The following is an 18168-nucleotide window of genomic DNA, read 5'->3' as shown; positions in this document are numbered from 1 at the left end:
GATTGGGGCATGTGATCCGGTCCTGGTGGGCGATCAGAAGCCCGCCTTACCGGTCAGGATGGGGGGGCGGGCACGGTGACAAGTTTCGCGGACCGGTGTTATCCCACGCCGGCAGACCCAAAGGTCTCCCCATCACGGCCCGCCTAGAGCCGCGAGCAAACCGGTCAAATTAGGGACAAAAATGGGCGTCATGAATGGGCTGCATGACGAGGGAGGGAGAGGGCGTGTATTAACAGCATGGCCGATCTCGTGAAGGCGCATCAGGAGGCCTTGCTGCGGAAATAGAAGTCAGCGGCGGGATGCTGACTTGACGCTCGCGCCTCGCGTCAAGCGAGGCGCGATGTCAGACGGCAGAACGCAGAACGCGCAGGAGCCTGTTAATCCAGACCGCCCTGACAGAGATACTTGATCGACAGATAATCGTCGAGCCCGTACTTCGAACCTTCGCGGCCGTAACCCGACTCCTTCACCCCGCCGAACGGTGCGGCCTCGCTCGACACGGCGCCCTCGTTGATACCAATCACGCCCGCTTCGAGCTGGCCCGCAACGCGATTAATGCGCCGGACGTCCTGCGTGTAGAAGTACGCAGCGAGGCCGAAGGGCGTGTCGTTGGCGAGGCGGATCGCTTCGGCTTCGCCATCGAAGCGGAACAGCGGTGCTACCGGCCCAAACGTTTCTTCGCAGCAGACGAGCATGCCCTCCTGCGCATCGGTCAGCACGGTCGGTGCGTAGTAGTTTGGGCCGAGTTCAGTCAGACGCTTGCCGCCTGTCAACACTTTGGCCCCTTGTTTGACGGCGTCTTCAACATGGCGGGCAATCTTGTCGATTGCGCGTTCGTTGATCATCGGACCGATCTGTGCGTCCGGATCGGTTGCGGGCGCAACCTTCAGCGAAGCGACGCGTTTCGCGAGCAGGTCGGCGAAACGCGCGTAGACGCCGGACTGCACATAGACGCGGTTCGGGCACACGCAGGTCTGGCCGCCGTTGCGGAATTTGGCGGCCATCAGACCCGTGACTGCCGCATCGAGATCGGCGTCGTCGAACACGATGAAGGGTGCATTGCCGCCCAATTCCAGTGACAGCTTCTTCAGCGTGCCGGCAGATTCGCGGGCGAGATGCTTGCCGACCGGCGTCGAGCCCGTGAACGTGATCTTGCGCACGCGCGCGTCGGCGAGCCAGTCAGCCACCGCCGCAATGCCCTGTTCACGCGAAGCCGACAGCATGTTCAGCACGCCGTCCGGCAAGCCCGCTTCCTGGGCGAGCGCTGCCAGCGCGAGCGCGGTGAGCGGCGTGTCTTCGGCGGGCTTGGCCACGACCGTGCATCCGGCTGCTAGCGCGGGCGCGATCTTGCGTGCAATCATCGCCAGCGGGAAATTCCACGGCGTGATCGCCGCGACCACGCCGAGGGGTTCCTTCACCGCGCTCATACGTTTGCCGCGTTGTTGCTGCGGGATCAGGTCGCCGTAGATGCGTGTCGCTTCGTCGGCGAACCAAGCGACGTACGAGGCACCGTAGGCGACTTCGCCACGGCTTTCCGCGAGCGGCTTGCCTTGTTCCGTCGACATCAGCTTGGCGAGGTCCTCCGTATTGGCGACGATCAGCGCGTGCCAGCGGCGCAGAATCTCGGCGCGCTCGCGCGGCAGCTTATCGCGCCACGCGGGGAAAGCGCGGGCTGCGGCGTCGGTGGCGGCGCGCGCGTCCGATGCGCTACTGTTCGCGACTTCGACGATCAATTCGCCGGTGGCCGGGTTGATGACCGGAAAGCGCGCGGCGTCGGCGGCGTCGGTCCACTTGCCGTCGATCAGGTTTTGCGGGCGAATCAGTTCTTTGCGGGTCAATGCGAGAGACATCGGGTTGCTCCTTCAGATTGCCGTCGAGGGCAGGCGTGTATTCGATATGGCCGCACGGTTGCGGGGTAGCACGGTTGCATGCAACAGCGCAGCGGCGCAGTGCAATGCGGCGCGCACATCCGCGCGTAACCGGCTTCGAACCAGGTCGATTGATTCTTCGATGCTACGCGTGCGCCACAGTCGACGAAATCGCCAATCGAGGCTCTAACAACGCGCGGAGCGTTTTTTTCCAGCCCCGACAGCATTTTCTGCTGAATGCGGGGTGAAGCCGCCGTACCGGGTTTGATTATGGTTGGCAACGGCCGCGTTGCGCGGCCTGCGGTACGCGTATTTTCGCGCCTCGCCTCAACTCATGCGCCGCGGTCCCGTCGATGCCCGCACGATGAGTTGCGGCGGCGGCGCAAGCACCATCGACGGTTGCTGTTCAGGCGTCTGGATCAGACGGATCAGACTCTCGATCGACAACTCCGCAACGGCCGCCGTCTGGATCGCAACCGTCGTCAACGCAGGATGCACCTGATGCGCCAGTTGAATGTCCGTAATGCCGATGACCGACACGTCGTTCGGCACCGCGCGGCCCAGCGTGATCAACGCCTGTGCCGCGCCGATCGCCAGCAGATCGTTGGTCGCGAAAATCGCGGTGAGGTGAGGGCGGTTTGCCATCAACTGCATGCAGGCGGCGTAGCCGGCGTCGATCGAGTCGCGGATTTGAAGCACCGCGGCGGCGTCTGTTTCGATCCCGGCCTCGCGCATCACTGCACGAAATCCGTTGGAGCGCGCATCCTGCAAGCCGCCGCAACCGTCGCCGATCAGAAGGCCGATCTCGCGGTGACCCAGTTCGAGCAGATGCCTCGCGGCCAGCGCGCCCGCATGGGCAAAATCCACGGCAATGCAGGGCAGCGCGGGGGGCGTCTCCGGGTGTTCCCACATCGCCAGCAAGATCGGCGCGCTGTGCGTGGCCGACGCGCACAAATCGTTGATCGTGATGTCCGTGTTCATCACGAGGACACCGTCCGCGAGCGTGCCGGCGATCTGGTTCAGATACGCGCGGCCGATCTCAGCATCATCGTCAGTATTGCAAACCATCAGGAAGTACCCCGCTTTGCGCGCCGCTCGCTCGGCGGCCGATACGAACTCGGGGTAGAACGGGTTCGAAATGTTCGACAACATCAAGGCCAGGGTCGACGAGCGGCCCTCGGCCAGCGCGCGTGCGTTCAGATTGGGCCGGTAGCCGAGATCGGCGATCGCTTTCAGCACGCGTTCGGCAGTCTCCGGGCGGACCTTCTCGCGGTTGCGCAGAACGTTGGAAACGGTTGCGGCCGTAACGCGCGCGCGCTTCGCTACTTCGGACAGGGTGACCATTTTCTGTTTATCCCATATTCAGGGAATGCGCTTCAAATGTTGCAAGCAACGGGCGACGTTGATAAGTTTCTGCAAAACACAGACGAGACACCCACCATGACTTTTTCCTTCGAGATCGAATTTAAGCGATTAAATGCCTGCTGCACAAGAGCGGGCCGTTTATTTTTCATAAAAATTTAAGCGGTTAAATCCGGGAGGCAGCAGCATGGCTACGATTCGTCTTACGAACGTGCAGAAGTCGTACGGTGACCATCCGCCGGTGATCCGGCGCGTGAATCTTGAGATCGCGCAGCACGAGTTCTGCGTGTTTCTGGGGCCCTCCGGTTGCGGCAAGTCGACCCTGCTAAGAATGATCGCCGGTCTCGAAGACCTGAGCGAAGGCGAGCTGCACATCGGCGGCCGCCTCGTGAACGATGTGCCCGCTGCCGGGCGCGGCGTGGCGATGGTGTTCCAGAGCTACGCGCTGTTTCCGCACATGACCGTGTTCGACAACATGGCGTTCGGCCTGAAACTCGCGAAGCAACCGAAGGACGTCATCGAGCGGAAGGTGCGCGAAGCCGCGCGCATTCTGCAACTGGACGCCTTCCTGGATCGCTATCCGAAAGCGCTCTCGGGCGGGCAGCGGCAGCGTGTTGCGATCGGCCGCGCGATCGTGCGGGAACCCGGTGTGTTCCTGTTCGACGAACCACTGTCGAATCTCGACGCCGCGTTGCGCGGCCAGACGCGTGTCGAAATCGCCCGCCTGCACCAGCGCTTTGCGAACGCGAGCGTGGTCTATGTGACCCACGATCAGGTCGAGGCGATGACGCTTGCCGACAGAATCGTGCTGCTGCACGCAGGAGCGGACGCGGAGCGCTTCGGCAGCATCGCGCAGACCGGTGCGCCGCTGGAGTTGTATCACCATCCGAAGTCGCGCTTTGTGGCGGGCTTCATCGGTTCGCCGCGAATGAATTTTATCGATGCGGTGGTCGATTCGATCGAAGCGGGCAAGGTGGCCGTCACGCTGACAAAAAGCGGCGAACGGCTGATTGCGAATGTCGACGGTCAACGTCTTCAGCGCGGCCAGCCCGTCACGCTCGGCGTGCGCCCGGAACATCTGCGTCTCTTTGGCGACGAGCAGTTCATTCAGTGCGTCACGGTGCTATCGGAACGGCTCGGCGAGCACAGCTATATTCACGCGGACCACGAGGCCGGCACGCTTATCGCCAAGGCCGCGGGCGATACGCCGATTGGTTCGGGCGAGCGCATCTGCATTCACGTTCCGCCGTCCGCGTGTCATCTGTTCGATGCCGAGGGCGTTGCACTGCGACGCAGCACGTTCGAACCCGAGCGAGTCGCCGCTTGAGGTGCCCAGTGCATCTCAGGCATCAAAGGCGCCACCGCATTCACAAATCCCTATTCCGCCACAGAGCGGGTACATCGTCTGGCAGCGAGTCGCTGTCAGCCAACAAGGTAGTCAAGGAGACATAAGATGATTTCTGTTCGCCTTCGTCGTCTGGCACATGCGTCGATTGCGGCCGCTTTGGTCGCAGGCGCACTCTGTTCCACAGCGGCCGACGCGGCCACGCTGAACGTCAACGTATCGGCGCGCGGCAATCAGCGCTCGACCTGGCAGGACGCGTTCGACAAGTTCAAGAAAGCCAATCCCGACGTCGACCTCAAGGTGACCTACATCACCGAGGAAGCTTACAAGGTACAGATGGGCGGCTGGCTCGCCACCGATCCGCCGGACATCGTGTCGTGGCACGACGGTGAACGCATGGCGTATTACGCGCAACGCGGCCTGCTCGAAGACCTGTCGTCTGACTGGAACAAGAACGGCTGGTCGCAGCAGTATGCGTCGGTGAAAGAAGCATCGACGTACAAGGGGAAGCAGTACGCCGCTCCGCTCGGGTACGACGCCTACGGCTTCTTCTATCGCAAGGATCTGTTCGAGAAGGCCGGCATCAAGGGCGAACCGAAAACGTGGGATGAATTTCTCGACGCCAGCAAGAAGCTGAAGGCAAGCGGCGTTGCACCGATCGCCGTTGCCGCACGCGATAGCTGGACGCTTGCCGCATGGTTCGACTATCTCGACCTGCGCGTCAACGGCAACGCATTCCACCAGCAGTTGATGGTCGGCGAAATTCCGTACACCGATCCGCGCGTTAAAAAGGTCTACGCCGCGTGGAAAACGTTGATCGACGATCACTACTTCATCGACAACGCGCTCTCCTACGACCTCGATTCGATTGCACCGTTTCTCGTGAACGGCAAGGCGTCGATGATGCTGATGGGCACGTTCTTCTCGGCGAGCATTCCGGCATCGATCAGACCGCAAACCGGCTTCTTCCGCTTCCCGGTGGTCGACGCGAACGTGCCGATGGCCGAAGACGGTCCGGTCAATGTGCTGCTGATTCCGGCGAAGGCGAAGAACAAGGCCGATGCCCGCAAACTGCTGGCCTTCATGGAACAGCCGCAGATCAATGCCGATCTCGCGAAGGGCTGGGGGCAGTTGCCGTCGAACAGCCAATCGGCGGAACCTGAAGATGAAATTTCGAAGGTCGGTTTCCAGACGCTCGCTAACACGAAGGGCGGCATTGCGCAGTTCTACGATCGCGACATGCAGAAGGAAATGGCCGACGAAGGCATGAAGGCGATGCAGCAGTTCTATAGCGATCCGTCGCAACTCGACGCCGTGCTCGTTCGCCTCGAAGCGACCCGCAAGCGCATCTACAAGAAGTAAGCCCCGCAGCGCCAGCAGCGTTGCAATAGCTGGCGCTCGTCTTCGATCTCTAACGAGGCTCGATCATGTCTCTTTCCGCAGCGCGCCGCTTACCCACGGCGCGGCACCGGCACGTCTCTACGACGCGCCGTCATCAGCACCGCGCGGCGCTTTTCTTCCTGTTGCCGGGTTGTGCGCTGTTTTGCCTGTGCGTGGTCTACCCGATTATCAGCAGCATTTCGCTCAGCTTTTACAACTGGGACGGAATGACGCCGAAGACGTTTGCGGGCTTCGATAACTACGTCGAACTGTTCCATGCGGACACCTTCTATACGGCGCTCAAGAACAACCTGATCTGGCTCGCGCTGTTCCTGTTGGCGCCGCCGCTCGGACTGCTGTTCGCGTTATATCTGAACCAGCATATCCGTGGCATGCGGGTCGTGAAGTCGCTGTTTTTCGCGCCATTCGTGCTCTCGGGCGTGGTGGTCGGCCTCGTGTTTAGCTGGTTCTACGATCCTGGCTTCGGCCTGCTGCGGCTGATCGTCGGTCACGGCATTCCGGTGCTCGGCGATCCGCACACCGTCACCTTCGGCATCATCTTCGCCGCGCTGTGGCCGCAAACGCCGTTCTGCATGGTGCTCTATCTCACCGGGCTGACAGGCATCAATCCGGAAGTGGTCGAGGCGGCGCGCATGGAAGGCGCGAAAGGCGTGCGTTTGCTATGGCACGTAATTCTTCAGCAACTACGGCCCGCGACATTCATGGCCGTCGTGTTGACCGTGATCGGCGCGCTGCGCAGCTTCGACCTGATTGCGGTGATGAGCGGCGGCGGTCCGTTCGACAGCTCCACCGTGCTCGCCTATTACATGTACGACCAGGCGATCAAGTACTACCGCGAAGGCTATTCCGCGGCGATTGCCGTCGTGCTGTTCGCCATCATGCTCGTCTACATCGTGTTCCATCTGCGCCGCATGCTGCGCGAAGAACGCTGATTTCTTGGAGTCACGTGTCATGTATCCGCTTCCCGTCGAACGCTGGAAACCGCTCAATCGCGCGCTGTACAAAGCGTCGTTGCCGCTCGCGCTGCTGGTATGGCTGCTGCCGATGCTGGCCGTGCTCGTCACGTCGATTCGATCTTCGGACGAGTTATCGCAAGGTGACTACTGGGGCTGGCCTAAGCATTTCGCGCTGGTCGAAAACTACGGCACGGCGCTCACGCAAACGCCGATGCTCCATTACTTCGCTAATAGCGTGCTGATTACGGTGCCGTCGGTGATCGGCGCGATCGTGCTGGCGTCGATGGCGGGTTTTGCGTTGGCCACCTACCGGTTCCCAGGCAATACCGCAGTGCTGTTCGCCTTTGTAGCCGGCAACTTCGTACCGATCCAGATTCTGATGATCCCGGTGCGCGACATGGCGCTGAAAGTGGGCCTCTTCAATAGCGTCTGGGCGTTGGTGATCTTTCATGTGTCGTTTCAGACCGGCTTTTGCACGCTGTTTCTGCGCAACTTCATCAAGCAGTTACCGTTCGAGATGATCGAGGCGGCGCGCGTGGAAGGGGCGAGCGAATGGACGATCTACTTACGGATCGTGCTGCCGCTGATCCGGCCCGCGCTCGCCGCGCTCGGCATTCTCGTATTCACGTTTGTCTGGAACGACTACTTCTGGGCACTGTGCCTCACGCAGGGCGATGAGGCCGCACCGATCACCGTGGGCGTCGCCGCGCTTAAAGGCCAGTGGACGACGGCATGGAATCTCGTCGCCGCCGGCTCGGTGCTCGCCGCCTTGCCCTCTGTACTGATGTTCTTCCTGATGCAGAAGCATTTCGTCGCCGGCCTGACTTTCGGTGCAAGCAAGGGCTGATCGCCCGTTTGCCGTTTTCTATCAAAGAGACTCTCTCATGCAACTTGGTGTTTGCTACTACCCGGAACAATGGCCGCGTTCAATGTGGGCCGACGATGCAAAACGTATGGTCGAGCTCGGCATTACGCATGTGCGGATCGCCGAATTTGCGTGGAGCCGGATGGAGCCGCGCGCCGGCGAATTCGCGTGGGGCTGGCTTGACGAAGCCGTCGAGACGCTGGCGGCCGCGGGACTGAAACTCGTGCTGGGTACACCGACCGCGTCGCCGCCGAAGTGGCTGATCGACGCGCACCCGGACGTGCTGCCGGTGCGTGCGGATGGCGTGCGCTGGAATTTCGGCTCGCGCCGTCACTACGATATTTCCAGCGAGATATATCGGCGCGAGTGCGTGCGTATCGTCACGGCAATGGCGGAGCGCTACGGACGGCATCCGTCTATCGTCGCGTGGCAGACCGATAACGAATTCGGTTGCCACGAGACTGTGCCGAGCTATTCGCGCGCTGCTCTGACGCGTTTTCAGAGGTGGCTGCAGCATCGTTATGAGAGCGTCGATGCGTTGAACGATGCATGGGGCAACGTGTTCTGGAGCATGGAGTACCCGTCGTTCGAGGCGATCGAGCTGCCTAACCTCACGCCCACCGACGCCAATCCGATCCATCTGCTCGATTTTCGCCGCTTCATGTCGGACGAGGTGGCGAGTTTCCATCGCGAACAGATCGACATGCTGCGTGAGCATGCGCCTGGCGCGGATCTGCTGCATAACTTCATGGGCTTCTTCACGACCTTCGATCATTACCGCTTCGCCGAAGACAATGCGCTCGACGTAGCGGCATGGGACAGCTATCCGATCGCGCGCACCGAATCGATCGCACTGCCTGAGGAGCAGAAGGCGCGTTACGCACGCACCGCGCACCCCGACGTCTCCGCGTTCGATCACGACCGCTATCGCGCGATCGGCGCTGGCCGTTTCTGGGTGATGGAGCAACAGGCAGGACCGGTCAACTGGGCGCCGTGGAATCCAGTGCCGGCGAAGGGCATGGTCAGGCTGTGGGCTTACGAAGCGTTCGCGCATGGCGCGGAACTGGTGTCGTATTTCCGCTGGCGTCAGTGTCCGTATGCGCAGGAACAGATGCATTCCGGCCTCAATCTGCCGAACAACGAGCTGTCGCCAGGTGGCCTCGAAGTGCAACAGGCGGCGCGTGAAATTGCATCGTCCGAGGCGCTGTCCGGACTCGGCGCGCCGGCGCGCGCCGCCACCGCGGTCGTGTTCGACTACGAGACGCAGTGGATGTTCGAGATTCAGCGTCACGGCAAAACCTTCGACTACCAGACGCTGGCGTTCGACTACTACGAAGCGCTGCGTGAACTCGGCCTCGACGTCGACATTGTGTCGAGCAAGGCCGATCTTTCGCCGTACCGGCTGGTGGTGGTGCCGAGCATCGCCGTGATCGACGACACGCTCGTCGATCAGATCGAGCGGAGTTCGGCGCAATGGGTATTCGGTCCGAGGAGCGGCTCAAAGACCCCGACCTTTGCCATTCCGCCGGGCTTGCCGCCCGGCGCGTTGCAACGCGTTCTGCCGATGCAGGTACTCGAAGTCGAAACACTGCGCCCGACACTCACGCCAGCGCTTTCGATCGGCGACATGCAAGGCGTCGCGATGCATTGGCGCGAACACGTTCGCGCCAATGGCGAGACGACCGTCGATGCGCAATTCGACGACACGTGGCCGGCGATTCTCACCCGCGGAAGGGTTCGCTATGTGGCGGGTTGGTTGTCGCACGCGTTGCATCGCGAAGTCTTGCAGCAGGCGGCAAAGGATGCCGGCATCGGGACGCAACGGCTGGCTGACGGCCTGCGCCTTCGCCGGCGCGGCGATCTGACCTTCGCGTTCAACTTCGGCCCGGAGCAAGTGCAAGCGCCCGCACCGGCCAATGCGACGTTTGTGCTGGGACATTCACAGTTGAAAACCGGCGATGTCTGCGCGTGGAGGAACGCGTAGCCCCTCGCGTCAATGGGCTTGAGCAAGTGAGAAGTGAGAAGAGGGCGCTATCGGAGGTAGAAATGGAGGCGGCAAAAATTTAAGCGCTTCAACCCAGAACAGGCGGCCTTTGAACGAGCCGTCATTCAATCGATGGAGGAAGACAAATGAACAGAAGAGAAATGCTCGGATGGCTCGCATCTGCTGGGGCCGCCGCTGGTGTTGGCGCAATTGTCGGCTCGCCAGCTGTTGCGGGTGAACTCGACCTGGCAGGCCGCGGCAACCGGCTTGCGAAGGGTGCGGACGTGTCGACGCTGCTGGAGCTCGAGGCCAATGGCGCGAAGTTTTACGAGCACGGTTTGCCGCTCGACTGTCTCTTCATTCTGAAGAGTCACGGCATCGATTCGATCCGTATCAAAGTGTGGAATGATCCTGGCAATCCGAACTTTTTTCCGTCCGACCAAAGTCCCGCAGCCGGTTATAACAATGCCGAGCATGTACGCGTGCTGGCTCGTCGCGCCGCCGCGCTCGGCATGCGCGTGCTGATCGATTTCCACTACAGCGACTGGTGGGCCGATCCGGGCAAGCAGTATCCGCCTCATGACTGGGCCGGCAAGGATATCGAGCAAACCTGTGCGTTGTTGTCCGACTACACGTCAAACGTCCTCAAGATGCTCAAGCGCGATGGCGTGCATCCGGAATGGGTTCAGGTCGGCAACGAAATCACGGGCGGCATGCTGTGGCCGCTCGGCAAATACGACCAGTGGGACAACCTCGCGCAATTGCTGAAGGCCGGGCACGACGCGGTCAAATCGGTCGATGAACGGATCAAGGTCATGCTGCATCTCGACAGCGGTGGCAACAATGCAACGAGCCGCTGGTGGTTCGACAGCGCGGTACAGCGCGGCGTCACGTTCGATGTGATCGGCCTGTCCTACTATCCGCAGTGGCAAGGCTCGCTAAGCGACCTGCAGAACAATGCGAACGATATGGCGACGCGCTACGACAAGGACGTGATGGTCGTCGAGACCGCGTATCCGTGGACAACCAGCGACGGCAATTCGGAACCCAACGCGGTGACCAATACCGGCTCCACGAATTTCCCGCAAACACCGGCGGGTCAGACACAGTTTATCGGTGCGGTGACGGATATCGTGAAGGCGATACCCGGCGGCCACGGCAAGGGCGTGTTCTGGTGGGAGCCGGAATGGATCCCGACGCCGAATGTCGGATGGAAAGTCGGCGCGGGCGATCAGTGGAGCAACAACACGTTGTTCGATTTTCACGGGAACGCGTTGACGTCGCTGGATGCGTTCCGGAAGAGGTAGCCCTGGCTCTGGCGGCTAGCGCGGCGAGATAGCCGTGCGGATAGCAGGCACTACTGCGCGGGTGCCTGCGATTTCTGCTGGTTTGCACAGTCCGAGGTGAACGCCATGCTGGCCTGATCGGGCGTCATTTGGGGGGCGTTCGGGCTGTAGATCTTTTCGACGATGGCGGAGACTGCTTGCCGGTCGGATTCACCTTTGTAGTACTTGGCCGCTTGGGCAAGCGCTTGTTCTTTCGTCTTCTTGTGTGCGCGCCACGACGCCACCTGGCCGGCGATGTCGCCGATCGCGAAACATTGATCGCTGACTGTTTGTGCAACGGCTTCCACGGCCGGTTGCGCGAGGCAAATCGCGAGCACTGCCGATACAACTACGCGTTTCATGACCCAAATCCTGGCGTTAAATGGTTGACGATGCGGAAACGATGGCATCCCCGTCTCGGCAACCGAACGAATCAAATAGCCGGTTAGTTTATCGGGAAGTGGGGCGTGACGACTTTTACCCGTGCTCCCGCACTTGCTTGTGGCTGTTTTGTCGATGTGGGGGGCGACGAGTTGGCGGTGGGTGGTTTTCGCCGAAGACAGCTCCCAAGGACGCGGGCCTTCCTTCGCGAACGGCTGGTGTTTACCCGTTAAACCGCCTCTGGCGCTTGCAAGCTCGCCAAAATTCAACCCATAATGTAAGCGCTATCATTCAAGTTGTTAAAGGAAAATTGGCTGCAGTAGTCCGCGAACATTTGAAAAATGATCCAAAAATGTAAGCGCTAACACACAAAGAGGAGGCACAAAGCGATGGCCGGTTGCGTCGCCCGCCCACCTCAACCGAAGACATGAAACGGAGACAACGATCATGAGCGCAACCCCGAGCCTCGAGCAGGCACCACCGCGAATTCGTCGCGCCCAGATCGTGGCGCTGACGCTGCTGATGGTGAGCGGCATCGTCAACTATCTGGACCGCGGGACGCTCGCAGTCGCCAACCCGCTGATCCGTCATGACCTGGGCCTGTCGCTGGGTGAGATGGGGCTGCTGCTTTCCGCGTTCTCCTGGAGCTACGCGCTATTTCAGCTGCCGGTGGGAGGCCTCGTCGACAAGATCGGACCGCGCAAGCTGCTTGGCATCGGACTCGTCGTCTGGTCGCTCGCGCAGGCGGCAGGCGGATTCGTTTCGAGCTTCGGCTGGTTCATCCTTGCGCGGATCGTGCTCGGCATTGGCGAGGCGCCGCAGTTTCCGTCGGCGGCGCGTGTCGTCAGCAACTGGTTTCCGCTGCGCGCGCGTGGCAAGCCAACGGGCATCTTCAACTCGGCGTCGCCGCTCGGCACGGCGCTTGCGCCGCTCTGCCTGTCGGTCCTCGTCGTGCAGTTTCACTGGCGCTGGGCGTTCATCGTGACAGGCGTGTTGGGGCTGATTGTGGCGATCGTATGGCTCGCGGTGTATCGCGATCCCGCGAAGGCCGCCATGACCGAAGCCGAGCGCCGCTATCTCGAAGGCGACGAAGCCGACCGCAAACCGGCACCCGTGCTCACCTTCGCGGACTGGCGTTCGCTGTTTTCACACGGAACCACGTGGGGGATGCTGATCGGCTTCTTCGGCTCGGTCTACCTGAACTGGGTGTACCTCACGTGGCTGCCGGGCTACCTGACGATGGAACGCCACATGAGTCTGATGCATACGGGAGTCGCCGCATCGGTGCCGTTTTTCTGCGGCTTTCTGGGCTCGCTGACCGCCGGCTGGTTCTCCGACCTCATCACGAGCCGAAGCACGAGTCCGGTCGCGAGCCGCCGTAACGCGGTCGTGATCGCGATGCTCGGCATGGTCGCGTTCACGATTCCGGCTGCCCTCGTCGAGAGCAATACGATCGCGATCGTGTGCATCTCGGTGGTGATCTTTCTGGCGAACGCCGCGTCTGCCAGTTCATGGGCGCTCGCCACCGCTGCCGCGCCGCCGAACCGCGTCGGCTCGCTCGGCGCGATCCAGAACTTCGGCGGCTTCCTAGGGGGCGCCCTTGCGCCGATCCTGACCGGCTATATCGCGCAAACATGGTCGTTCGTGCCCGCGCTACTGACCGCAGCAGGCATCGCGTTTGTCGGCGCGATGAGTTACCTCCTGCTCGTGCGCAAGCCGATCGACGACCAGCCCGCCCCCGCCGAGGCCGCGCGAGCGGCTGCATGAGCGGCTACATGAGCGAGCCAACCGTCCCACAAACCGAATCCTTTCCGGGAGAGCAATAGCATGACACCCTCCAAGCCAGCCTCAACTTCAATCGAAGGCATCGTGCCCGTGATGCTGACGCCGTTTAACGATGCCGGCGCGATCGACTACGCCGGGCTCGAACGCCTGATCGAGTGGTATATCGCGCACGGGTCGGACGCGCTCTTCGCCGTCGCGCAGTCGAGTGAAATGCAGTTCCTCACGCTCGCCGAGCGTGGCGCACTGGGGCGCTTCGTCGTCGAGAAGGTCGCGGGCCGCATTCCCGTTGTCGTCTCCGGCCATGTCAGTGACGACGCCCACGCTCAGGCCGAAGAATTGAACGTCGCCGCTTCGACGGGCGCACAAGGCGTCGTACTCGTGACGAACCGGCTCGACCCGCTGCACAATGGAACGGAGGTGTTCGCCGCGAATCTCAAGGGACTCCTCGCGCGCCTTCCGTCCGACATTCCGCTCGGCCTGTACGAATGCCCCGCGCCGTATCGGCGGCTTCTCTCCGACGACGAATTGAAGATGTGCATCGATACCGGCCGCTTCGTCATGCTGAAAGACGTGAGCTGCGATCTCGCTACCGTCAAGCGGCGCGTGGCGCTCGCACAGGGTTCGCCGCTGAAGATCCTGAACGCGAACGCGGCAATCGCGTGGGACGCCATGAAGGCCGGCTCGGCAGGCTTCAACGGCGTATTCACGAACTTCCACCCGGATCTGTACAAGTGGCTGCGCAACGATGCGGCACAAGACCCGGCTCTCGCGGAGGAACTGGCGACGTTTCTGGTGCTCGCCGCGGTGTCCGAGTCGCTCGGCTACCCCGCGCTCGCGAAGATCTACCATCAGCGCATTGGCACATTCGATTCGATTCGCTGCCGCGTGATCGACTATGACGTGCGCGAACGCTTCTGGGCGCTCGATGCGGTGCTCGACAAGATCGTCGCCGGCGCCGAGCATTTCCGCGCGCGCATCGCGGCAGTAAGATGACGGGCGTTCCCCGATTCACCCTTCGCTTTCTGATCCGATGCCCGACTTCCTCGACCCTCCGGCCACAGCCCGAACCCAGACGAGCCGTGCCCGCCGCAACACTGGCCGCACGGTGCTTTCCGATGTGGCCAAGCTCGCGGGGGTATCCACGGCGACTGTATCGCGGGTCTACAACGAGCCGGACAAGGTCTCCGCGAACGTGCGCGAGCGCGTCGAGCATGCCGCGCTCACGCTCAACTGGTTTCCGAATGCAGCGGGACGCGCCCTTGCTTCCACGCGCAGCCACATTGCCGGCATCATCATTCCGACGCTGGATGACCAGGTGTTCGCTTCACAGGTGAGCGGGATGCAGGCGGCATTCGCGGCACGTGGCATCACGCTCGTGCTCGGCTGCTCGAACTACGATCCTGCGCAGGCGCTCATGCAGGTGCGCGCGATGCTCGCGCGGGGCGTCGAGGCGATGGCTGTCGTGGGCGAGGCCCATCCGGCCGAACTGTTCGATGCCTTGCGGCGCTACCGCGTGCCTTATGCGGTCACGTACGCATATCGCGAGGGCAGTCCGCACACCTGCATCGGCTTCGACAATCACGCGGCCTACGTGGAGATCACCGAACATCTGATCGGCCTCGGGCACCGCTCGTTCGCGGTCTGCATCCAGCCTACGCGCGACAACGACCGCGTGCAGGCACGCGTCGCGGGCATCCGCGCGACGCTCGAACGCCACGGCCTCGCCGTGCGGCCAGAGCATATGTTCGAGGGTGAATCGACAATGGGATTCGGACGCCGCAGTCTGCGCACGATCTGGCAAGCGCCGTGCGAGCGTCCAACCGCGATCATCTGTGGCAATGACCACATCGCGCTGGGCGTGCTGCGCGAGGCGGAGGAACTGGCTATCGCGATTCCCGGCGAATTGTCCGTAACGGGCTTCGATGATCTCGAAATCGCGAAAGAGATGCGCCCCGCGCTGACGACGATGCGCGTCGACACCTACGAAATCGGACGGCTTACCGCGCAACATCTGCTCGACTCGCTCGACGGCAAGCGCCCTCTAAACGGCCAGAAGGTGAATGCGCTATTGCAACTCAGGCAGTCGACAGGGCCGTCCGCGAGATAACCGGGCTTAGTGTCCGAAGGACTCCGCTTTCGCGCCAGCCTCCGCCGCCACATGCGGCCGTGCCGCCTGCTTGATCAGCAAGGCCACGCACGAGATCAGACCCGCCGCCGCGACCGTCGCGAAGATGCCGCCAAACGTGAAGTGGCGGCGCGTCAGCTCGGCCACTAGGAACGAGCCCGCGATCCCGCCGAAGCGGCCGATCCCCAGCATCCATGCCACGCCCGTGCCGCGACCTTGGGTCGGATAAAACGCTGCAGCAAGTGCCGGCATCGACGATTGCGCCGTATTCATTAGCACGCCCGCCACGAACACGATGAACACCAACCCGCCGACGTTGCCGACCGCCTGGCCGATGAAGTACACGCTCACCGCCGTCAGCGCGTAGCAGGCCGCAATGATGCGGTTCGCGTTGAAGCGGTCCATCAGCACGCCGCACAGCACGGCGCCCACGCCGCCGAGCGGGAACAGCGCGGAAATCAGCGTCGCGCGTTGCGGCGTGAGTCCGGCGTCCTTCAGCAGAATCGGCATCCAGTTGATCGACGCGTAGAAGATCACGAGGCCCATGAAGTAAGCAATCCACAGCATCACCGAGCCGATGATGTACGAACGCGACAGCACCACGCCCATGCCCTTGCCGCCGGTTTGCGGCGCGGTTTCGGTCATGACGAAGCTGCCGGCCTGCGCCGCTTCGCTCGAAATGCGCGCAAGCGCTGCACGGATTCGTTCGACCGGCTTGTTATTGGCCACCATATAGCGGACCGATTCCGGCATCTTCAGCACCAGCACGATCAGCAGCAACAGCGGCGTGACACCGCCGAGCAGCAGCACACTGCGCCAGCCGAAGTGCGGAATCATCCACGCAGCAAGAAAGCCGCCGAAGGCTGCACCCAGCGGGAAGCCGCAGAACATCAGATTGATCACGGTCGCGCGGCGGCGATCCGTGCAGTACTCGCCCATCATCGTCACGGCGTTCGGCATGGCCGCGCCGAGGCCGACGCCGGTGATGAAGCGCAATATCGTCAGGTGTTCGATGCTGTTCGAGAACGCCGAAGCGAAGCAGGTCACACCGAACAGCAGCACGGAGCCGAGCAGCATCGAGCGCCGGCCGAGCCGGTCGGACAGCGGTCCTGAGCCGAGCGCGCCGCACGCGAGACCGAACAGCGCCGCGCTGAGCACCGGTGCGAGGGCCGGCCGGGTGATGCCCCATTCGGCAATCAGCGACGGCGCGATGAAGCCGATCGCGGCTGTGTCAAAACCGTCCAGCAGGACGATGATGAAACACATGAAGAAGATGAGCCACTGGAACGGCGAGAAGGGATGTTCGTTGATAAACGTTTGAACGTTCACAGCGGTGCTGCGGCTCATGATGGTCTCCTGACTGCAGAATATGGAAAGGCCCGCCGTAACGAGCCCATCCTTTCTTTTACGATCGTACGCCGTTTAGAAGCGGTGCACGATGCCTATGCCGGCGGCGAACTGGCTGCGCGACGACGACGGCGCGCTCTGGAAACCGTCGCCGATGGTCGCGGTGGCCGTGATGATGTGGCCCGAACCCGCCGTGCCGAGCGTGTTGCCGTTAGTGCGCTGGAACGCCTGCAGCGCATAGAGGCCGGTACGCTTCGACAGTGAATAGTACTCGGACAGGTTGACCTGCTGGTACTGCGCCGAACTCGTGATGCCGTTCGCCTTCGTGGCGCGCGTGTAGCTGTAGCCGGTCGCGAAGTCCCATGCAGTTGTCGGCTTCCAGTGCAGCACGGCGCCGGCCGTGTTGAAGATCGCCGTATCGCGGAAGCTCGAGCCTACACCCGGAATGTACTGCACGTTCGAGTAGGCCGCGGACACGTCCCAGCCGTTACCGAAGTTGTAGCCGCCGGTGACCGCGAAGCGCTGCTGCGCCTGCGCCGTCTGATAGCCGTTGGTCACGGCCGACACGCCCGGTTGCACGCCGTTGTTCGACACGGTCGAATCCGCGCCGTACGCGCCGCCGCCCAGCGTCGAATTGTTGATGCGCATGAAGCCGACCGCGACGCCGACCGGACCGTTGAGGTACTGGATCGCGCCGCTCCACGTCGAGCCGCGGTTCAGGCTGCCCGGCACGCCGCCGACTGAATACGAACCGCTGAACGTGAAGCCGTACAGTTTCGGCGAGGTATAGACCAGCGAATTGTTGGCGCGGTAGATCGTGTCGAGTGCGTCGACGTCGCCCGGGTGCGCGCCGTAGTAGCCGGTGAGCCACGTTGTCGGGCTATACGGCGACAGCAGCGTGTAGTACGCCGTGTATTGACGGCCCGCGGTGAACGTACCGTAGGTCGGGTTCGTCACGCCGACCCATGCCTGGCGGCCGAACAGCGCGTTCGTGTATTGCTGCGCGCCGGTAGCGGAATTGAAACCGGACTCCAGCTGGAAGATAGCCTTGGTGCCGCCACCGAGATCTTCCCCGCCCTTCAGGCCGAAGCGGCTTCCCGCCCATACGCCGTTGATCATCTTGACGTTCGATTTGCCGCCCGACGTCGAGCCGAGGGACGCCGCCTGGCTGGATTGATAGCCGATACCCGTATCCACGATACCGTACAGCGTGACACTGCTTTGCGCGAATGCCGGCGCGCTGGCCAAGGCTGCGATCGCGCAAGCGATCCGGGTCATAGTGATGTTGCGATTCACGTGGTGCTCTCCAATTCGACCTGCCTGACCTGCGAGAAGATCTGGGCGACCCGGTCGTCGATGATTTTTTGTCTGTTTTGTTCTCATATAGAACTACCATTCGTTATGCGAACAGGCCGAACTGTAAG

14 protein-coding genes are annotated in these 18168 nt (G+C 62.2%); 9 read left to right on the top strand and 5 right to left on the bottom strand.

Annotation, left to right across the window (positions count from 1 at the left end):
• Positions 1–377: 377 nt before the first annotated feature.
• On the bottom strand, positions 378–1850 hold the full coding sequence (locus tag GNZ13_RS24960; RefSeq protein WP_172169224.1) for an NAD-dependent succinate-semialdehyde dehydrogenase: 1473 nt from the start codon (positions 1848–1850) through the stop codon (positions 378–380).
• A gap of 345 nt (positions 1851–2195) precedes the next feature.
• The gene (locus tag GNZ13_RS24955) at positions 2196–3212 is read right to left on the bottom strand and encodes a LacI family DNA-binding transcriptional regulator (protein WP_172169221.1); all 1017 of its coding nucleotides are present in this window, start codon (positions 3210–3212) and stop codon (positions 2196–2198) included.
• Between the two features lie 205 nt (positions 3213–3417).
• On the opposite strand from GNZ13_RS24955, the gene GNZ13_RS24950 reads away from it, so the two are divergent.
• The 6 genes from GNZ13_RS24950 (at position 3418) to GNZ13_RS24925 (ending at position 11088) form a co-directional block, all read left to right on the top strand.
• A complete protein-coding gene (locus tag GNZ13_RS24950) occupies positions 3418–4557 on the top strand; it encodes an ABC transporter ATP-binding protein (protein WP_172169218.1) in 1140 nt (379 codons plus the stop codon).
• Between the two features lie 126 nt (positions 4558–4683).
• Complete coding sequence (locus tag GNZ13_RS24945; protein WP_172169215.1) at positions 4684–5937, top strand: ABC transporter substrate-binding protein; 1254 nt, start codon at positions 4684–4686, stop codon at positions 5935–5937.
• 65 nt (positions 5938–6002) lie between these two features.
• Positions 6003–6908, top strand: a complete 906-nt coding sequence (locus GNZ13_RS24940; protein WP_172169212.1) for a carbohydrate ABC transporter permease — start codon at positions 6003–6005, stop codon at positions 6906–6908.
• A gap of 19 nt (positions 6909–6927) precedes the next feature.
• Positions 6928–7779, top strand: coding sequence for a carbohydrate ABC transporter permease (locus tag GNZ13_RS24935; RefSeq protein WP_172169209.1), 852 nt, complete (start codon positions 6928–6930; stop codon positions 7777–7779).
• A 37-nt stretch (positions 7780–7816) separates the two neighbouring features.
• The gene (locus tag GNZ13_RS24930) at positions 7817–9781 is read left to right on the top strand and encodes a beta-galactosidase (protein ID WP_172169206.1); all 1965 of its coding nucleotides are present in this window, start codon (positions 7817–7819) and stop codon (positions 9779–9781) included.
• A gap of 146 nt (positions 9782–9927) precedes the next feature.
• Positions 9928–11088, top strand: coding sequence for a glycoside hydrolase family 53 protein (locus GNZ13_RS24925; RefSeq protein ID WP_172169203.1), 1161 nt, complete (start codon positions 9928–9930; stop codon positions 11086–11088).
• 50 nt (positions 11089–11138) lie between these two features.
• Here GNZ13_RS24925 and GNZ13_RS24920 read toward each other — a convergent pair whose 3' ends face one another.
• Entirely contained in the window at positions 11139–11468 is a 330-nt protein-coding gene (locus GNZ13_RS24920; RefSeq protein WP_172169200.1) for a hypothetical protein, read from the bottom strand.
• 466 nt (positions 11469–11934) lie between these two features.
• Between GNZ13_RS24920 and GNZ13_RS24915 the strand changes: the two genes are divergently transcribed.
• Genes GNZ13_RS24915 through GNZ13_RS24905 form a run of 3 tightly spaced genes read left to right on the top strand, consistent with a single transcriptional unit; the run spans position 11935 to position 15379 of the window.
• Positions 11935–13254, top strand: coding sequence for an MFS transporter (locus tag GNZ13_RS24915; RefSeq protein WP_172169197.1), 1320 nt, complete (start codon positions 11935–11937; stop codon positions 13252–13254).
• A gap of 60 nt (positions 13255–13314) precedes the next feature.
• Positions 13315–14265 carry a dihydrodipicolinate synthase family protein gene (locus GNZ13_RS24910; protein WP_172169194.1) on the top strand — a complete coding sequence of 317 codons (951 nt, stop codon included), beginning with the start codon at positions 13315–13317 and terminating at the stop codon, positions 14263–14265.
• Between the two features lie 37 nt (positions 14266–14302).
• On the top strand, positions 14303–15379 hold the full coding sequence (locus tag GNZ13_RS24905) for a LacI family DNA-binding transcriptional regulator (RefSeq protein ID WP_172169191.1): 1077 nt from the start codon (positions 14303–14305) through the stop codon (positions 15377–15379).
• Positions 15380–15385: 6 nt separating this feature from the next.
• On the opposite strand, the gene GNZ13_RS24900 is transcribed toward GNZ13_RS24905, so the two are convergent.
• Together GNZ13_RS24900 and GNZ13_RS24895 are read right to left on the bottom strand one after the other, a co-directional pair.
• Positions 15386–16744 (bottom strand): MFS transporter, encoded by a 1359-nt coding sequence (locus tag GNZ13_RS24900; RefSeq protein ID WP_172169188.1) that lies wholly within the window; start codon positions 16742–16744, stop codon positions 15386–15388.
• A 75-nt stretch (positions 16745–16819) separates the two neighbouring features.
• Positions 16820–18022, bottom strand: coding sequence for a porin (locus GNZ13_RS24895; RefSeq protein ID WP_172169233.1), 1203 nt, complete (start codon positions 18020–18022; stop codon positions 16820–16822).
• Between the last annotated feature and the right edge of the window lie 146 nt (positions 18023–18168).

This window comes from Paraburkholderia elongata, from assembly GCF_013177735.1.
In the GTDB taxonomy this organism is placed as follows: domain Bacteria; phylum Pseudomonadota; class Gammaproteobacteria; order Burkholderiales; family Burkholderiaceae; genus Paraburkholderia; species Paraburkholderia elongata.
Note: the sequence above shows the minus strand (reverse complement) of the source record. Positions and strands in the feature narration are given on the sequence as shown.

Excerpts from the sequence above, each read along its gene's own strand:
- GNZ13_RS24960 (WP_172169224.1), bottom strand. The coding sequence starts at position 1,850 with ATGTCTCTCGCATTGACCCGCAAAGAACTGATTCGCCCGCAAAACCTG.
- GNZ13_RS24955 (WP_172169221.1), bottom strand. The coding sequence starts at position 3,212 with ATGGTCACCCTGTCCGAAGTAGCGAAGCGCGCGCGCGTTACGGCCGCA.
- GNZ13_RS24950 (WP_172169218.1), top strand. The coding sequence starts at position 3,418 with ATGGCTACGATTCGTCTTACGAACGTGCAGAAGTCGTACGGTGACCAT.
- GNZ13_RS24945 (WP_172169215.1), top strand. The coding sequence starts at position 4,684 with ATGATTTCTGTTCGCCTTCGTCGTCTGGCACATGCGTCGATTGCGGCC.
- GNZ13_RS24940 (WP_172169212.1), top strand. The coding sequence starts at position 6,003 with ATGTCTCTTTCCGCAGCGCGCCGCTTACCCACGGCGCGGCACCGGCAC.
- GNZ13_RS24935 (WP_172169209.1), top strand. The coding sequence starts at position 6,928 with ATGTATCCGCTTCCCGTCGAACGCTGGAAACCGCTCAATCGCGCGCTG.
- GNZ13_RS24930 (WP_172169206.1), top strand. The coding sequence starts at position 7,817 with ATGCAACTTGGTGTTTGCTACTACCCGGAACAATGGCCGCGTTCAATG.
- GNZ13_RS24925 (WP_172169203.1), top strand. The coding sequence starts at position 9,928 with ATGAACAGAAGAGAAATGCTCGGATGGCTCGCATCTGCTGGGGCCGCC.
- GNZ13_RS24920 (WP_172169200.1), bottom strand. The coding sequence starts at position 11,468 with ATGAAACGCGTAGTTGTATCGGCAGTGCTCGCGATTTGCCTCGCGCAA.
- GNZ13_RS24915 (WP_172169197.1), top strand. The coding sequence starts at position 11,935 with ATGAGCGCAACCCCGAGCCTCGAGCAGGCACCACCGCGAATTCGTCGC.
- GNZ13_RS24910 (WP_172169194.1), top strand. The coding sequence starts at position 13,315 with ATGACACCCTCCAAGCCAGCCTCAACTTCAATCGAAGGCATCGTGCCC.
- GNZ13_RS24905 (WP_172169191.1), top strand. The coding sequence starts at position 14,303 with ATGCCCGACTTCCTCGACCCTCCGGCCACAGCCCGAACCCAGACGAGC.
- GNZ13_RS24900 (WP_172169188.1), bottom strand. The coding sequence starts at position 16,744 with ATGAGCCGCAGCACCGCTGTGAACGTTCAAACGTTTATCAACGAACAT.
- GNZ13_RS24895 (WP_172169233.1), bottom strand. The coding sequence starts at position 18,022 with ATGACCCGGATCGCTTGCGCGATCGCAGCCTTGGCCAGCGCGCCGGCA.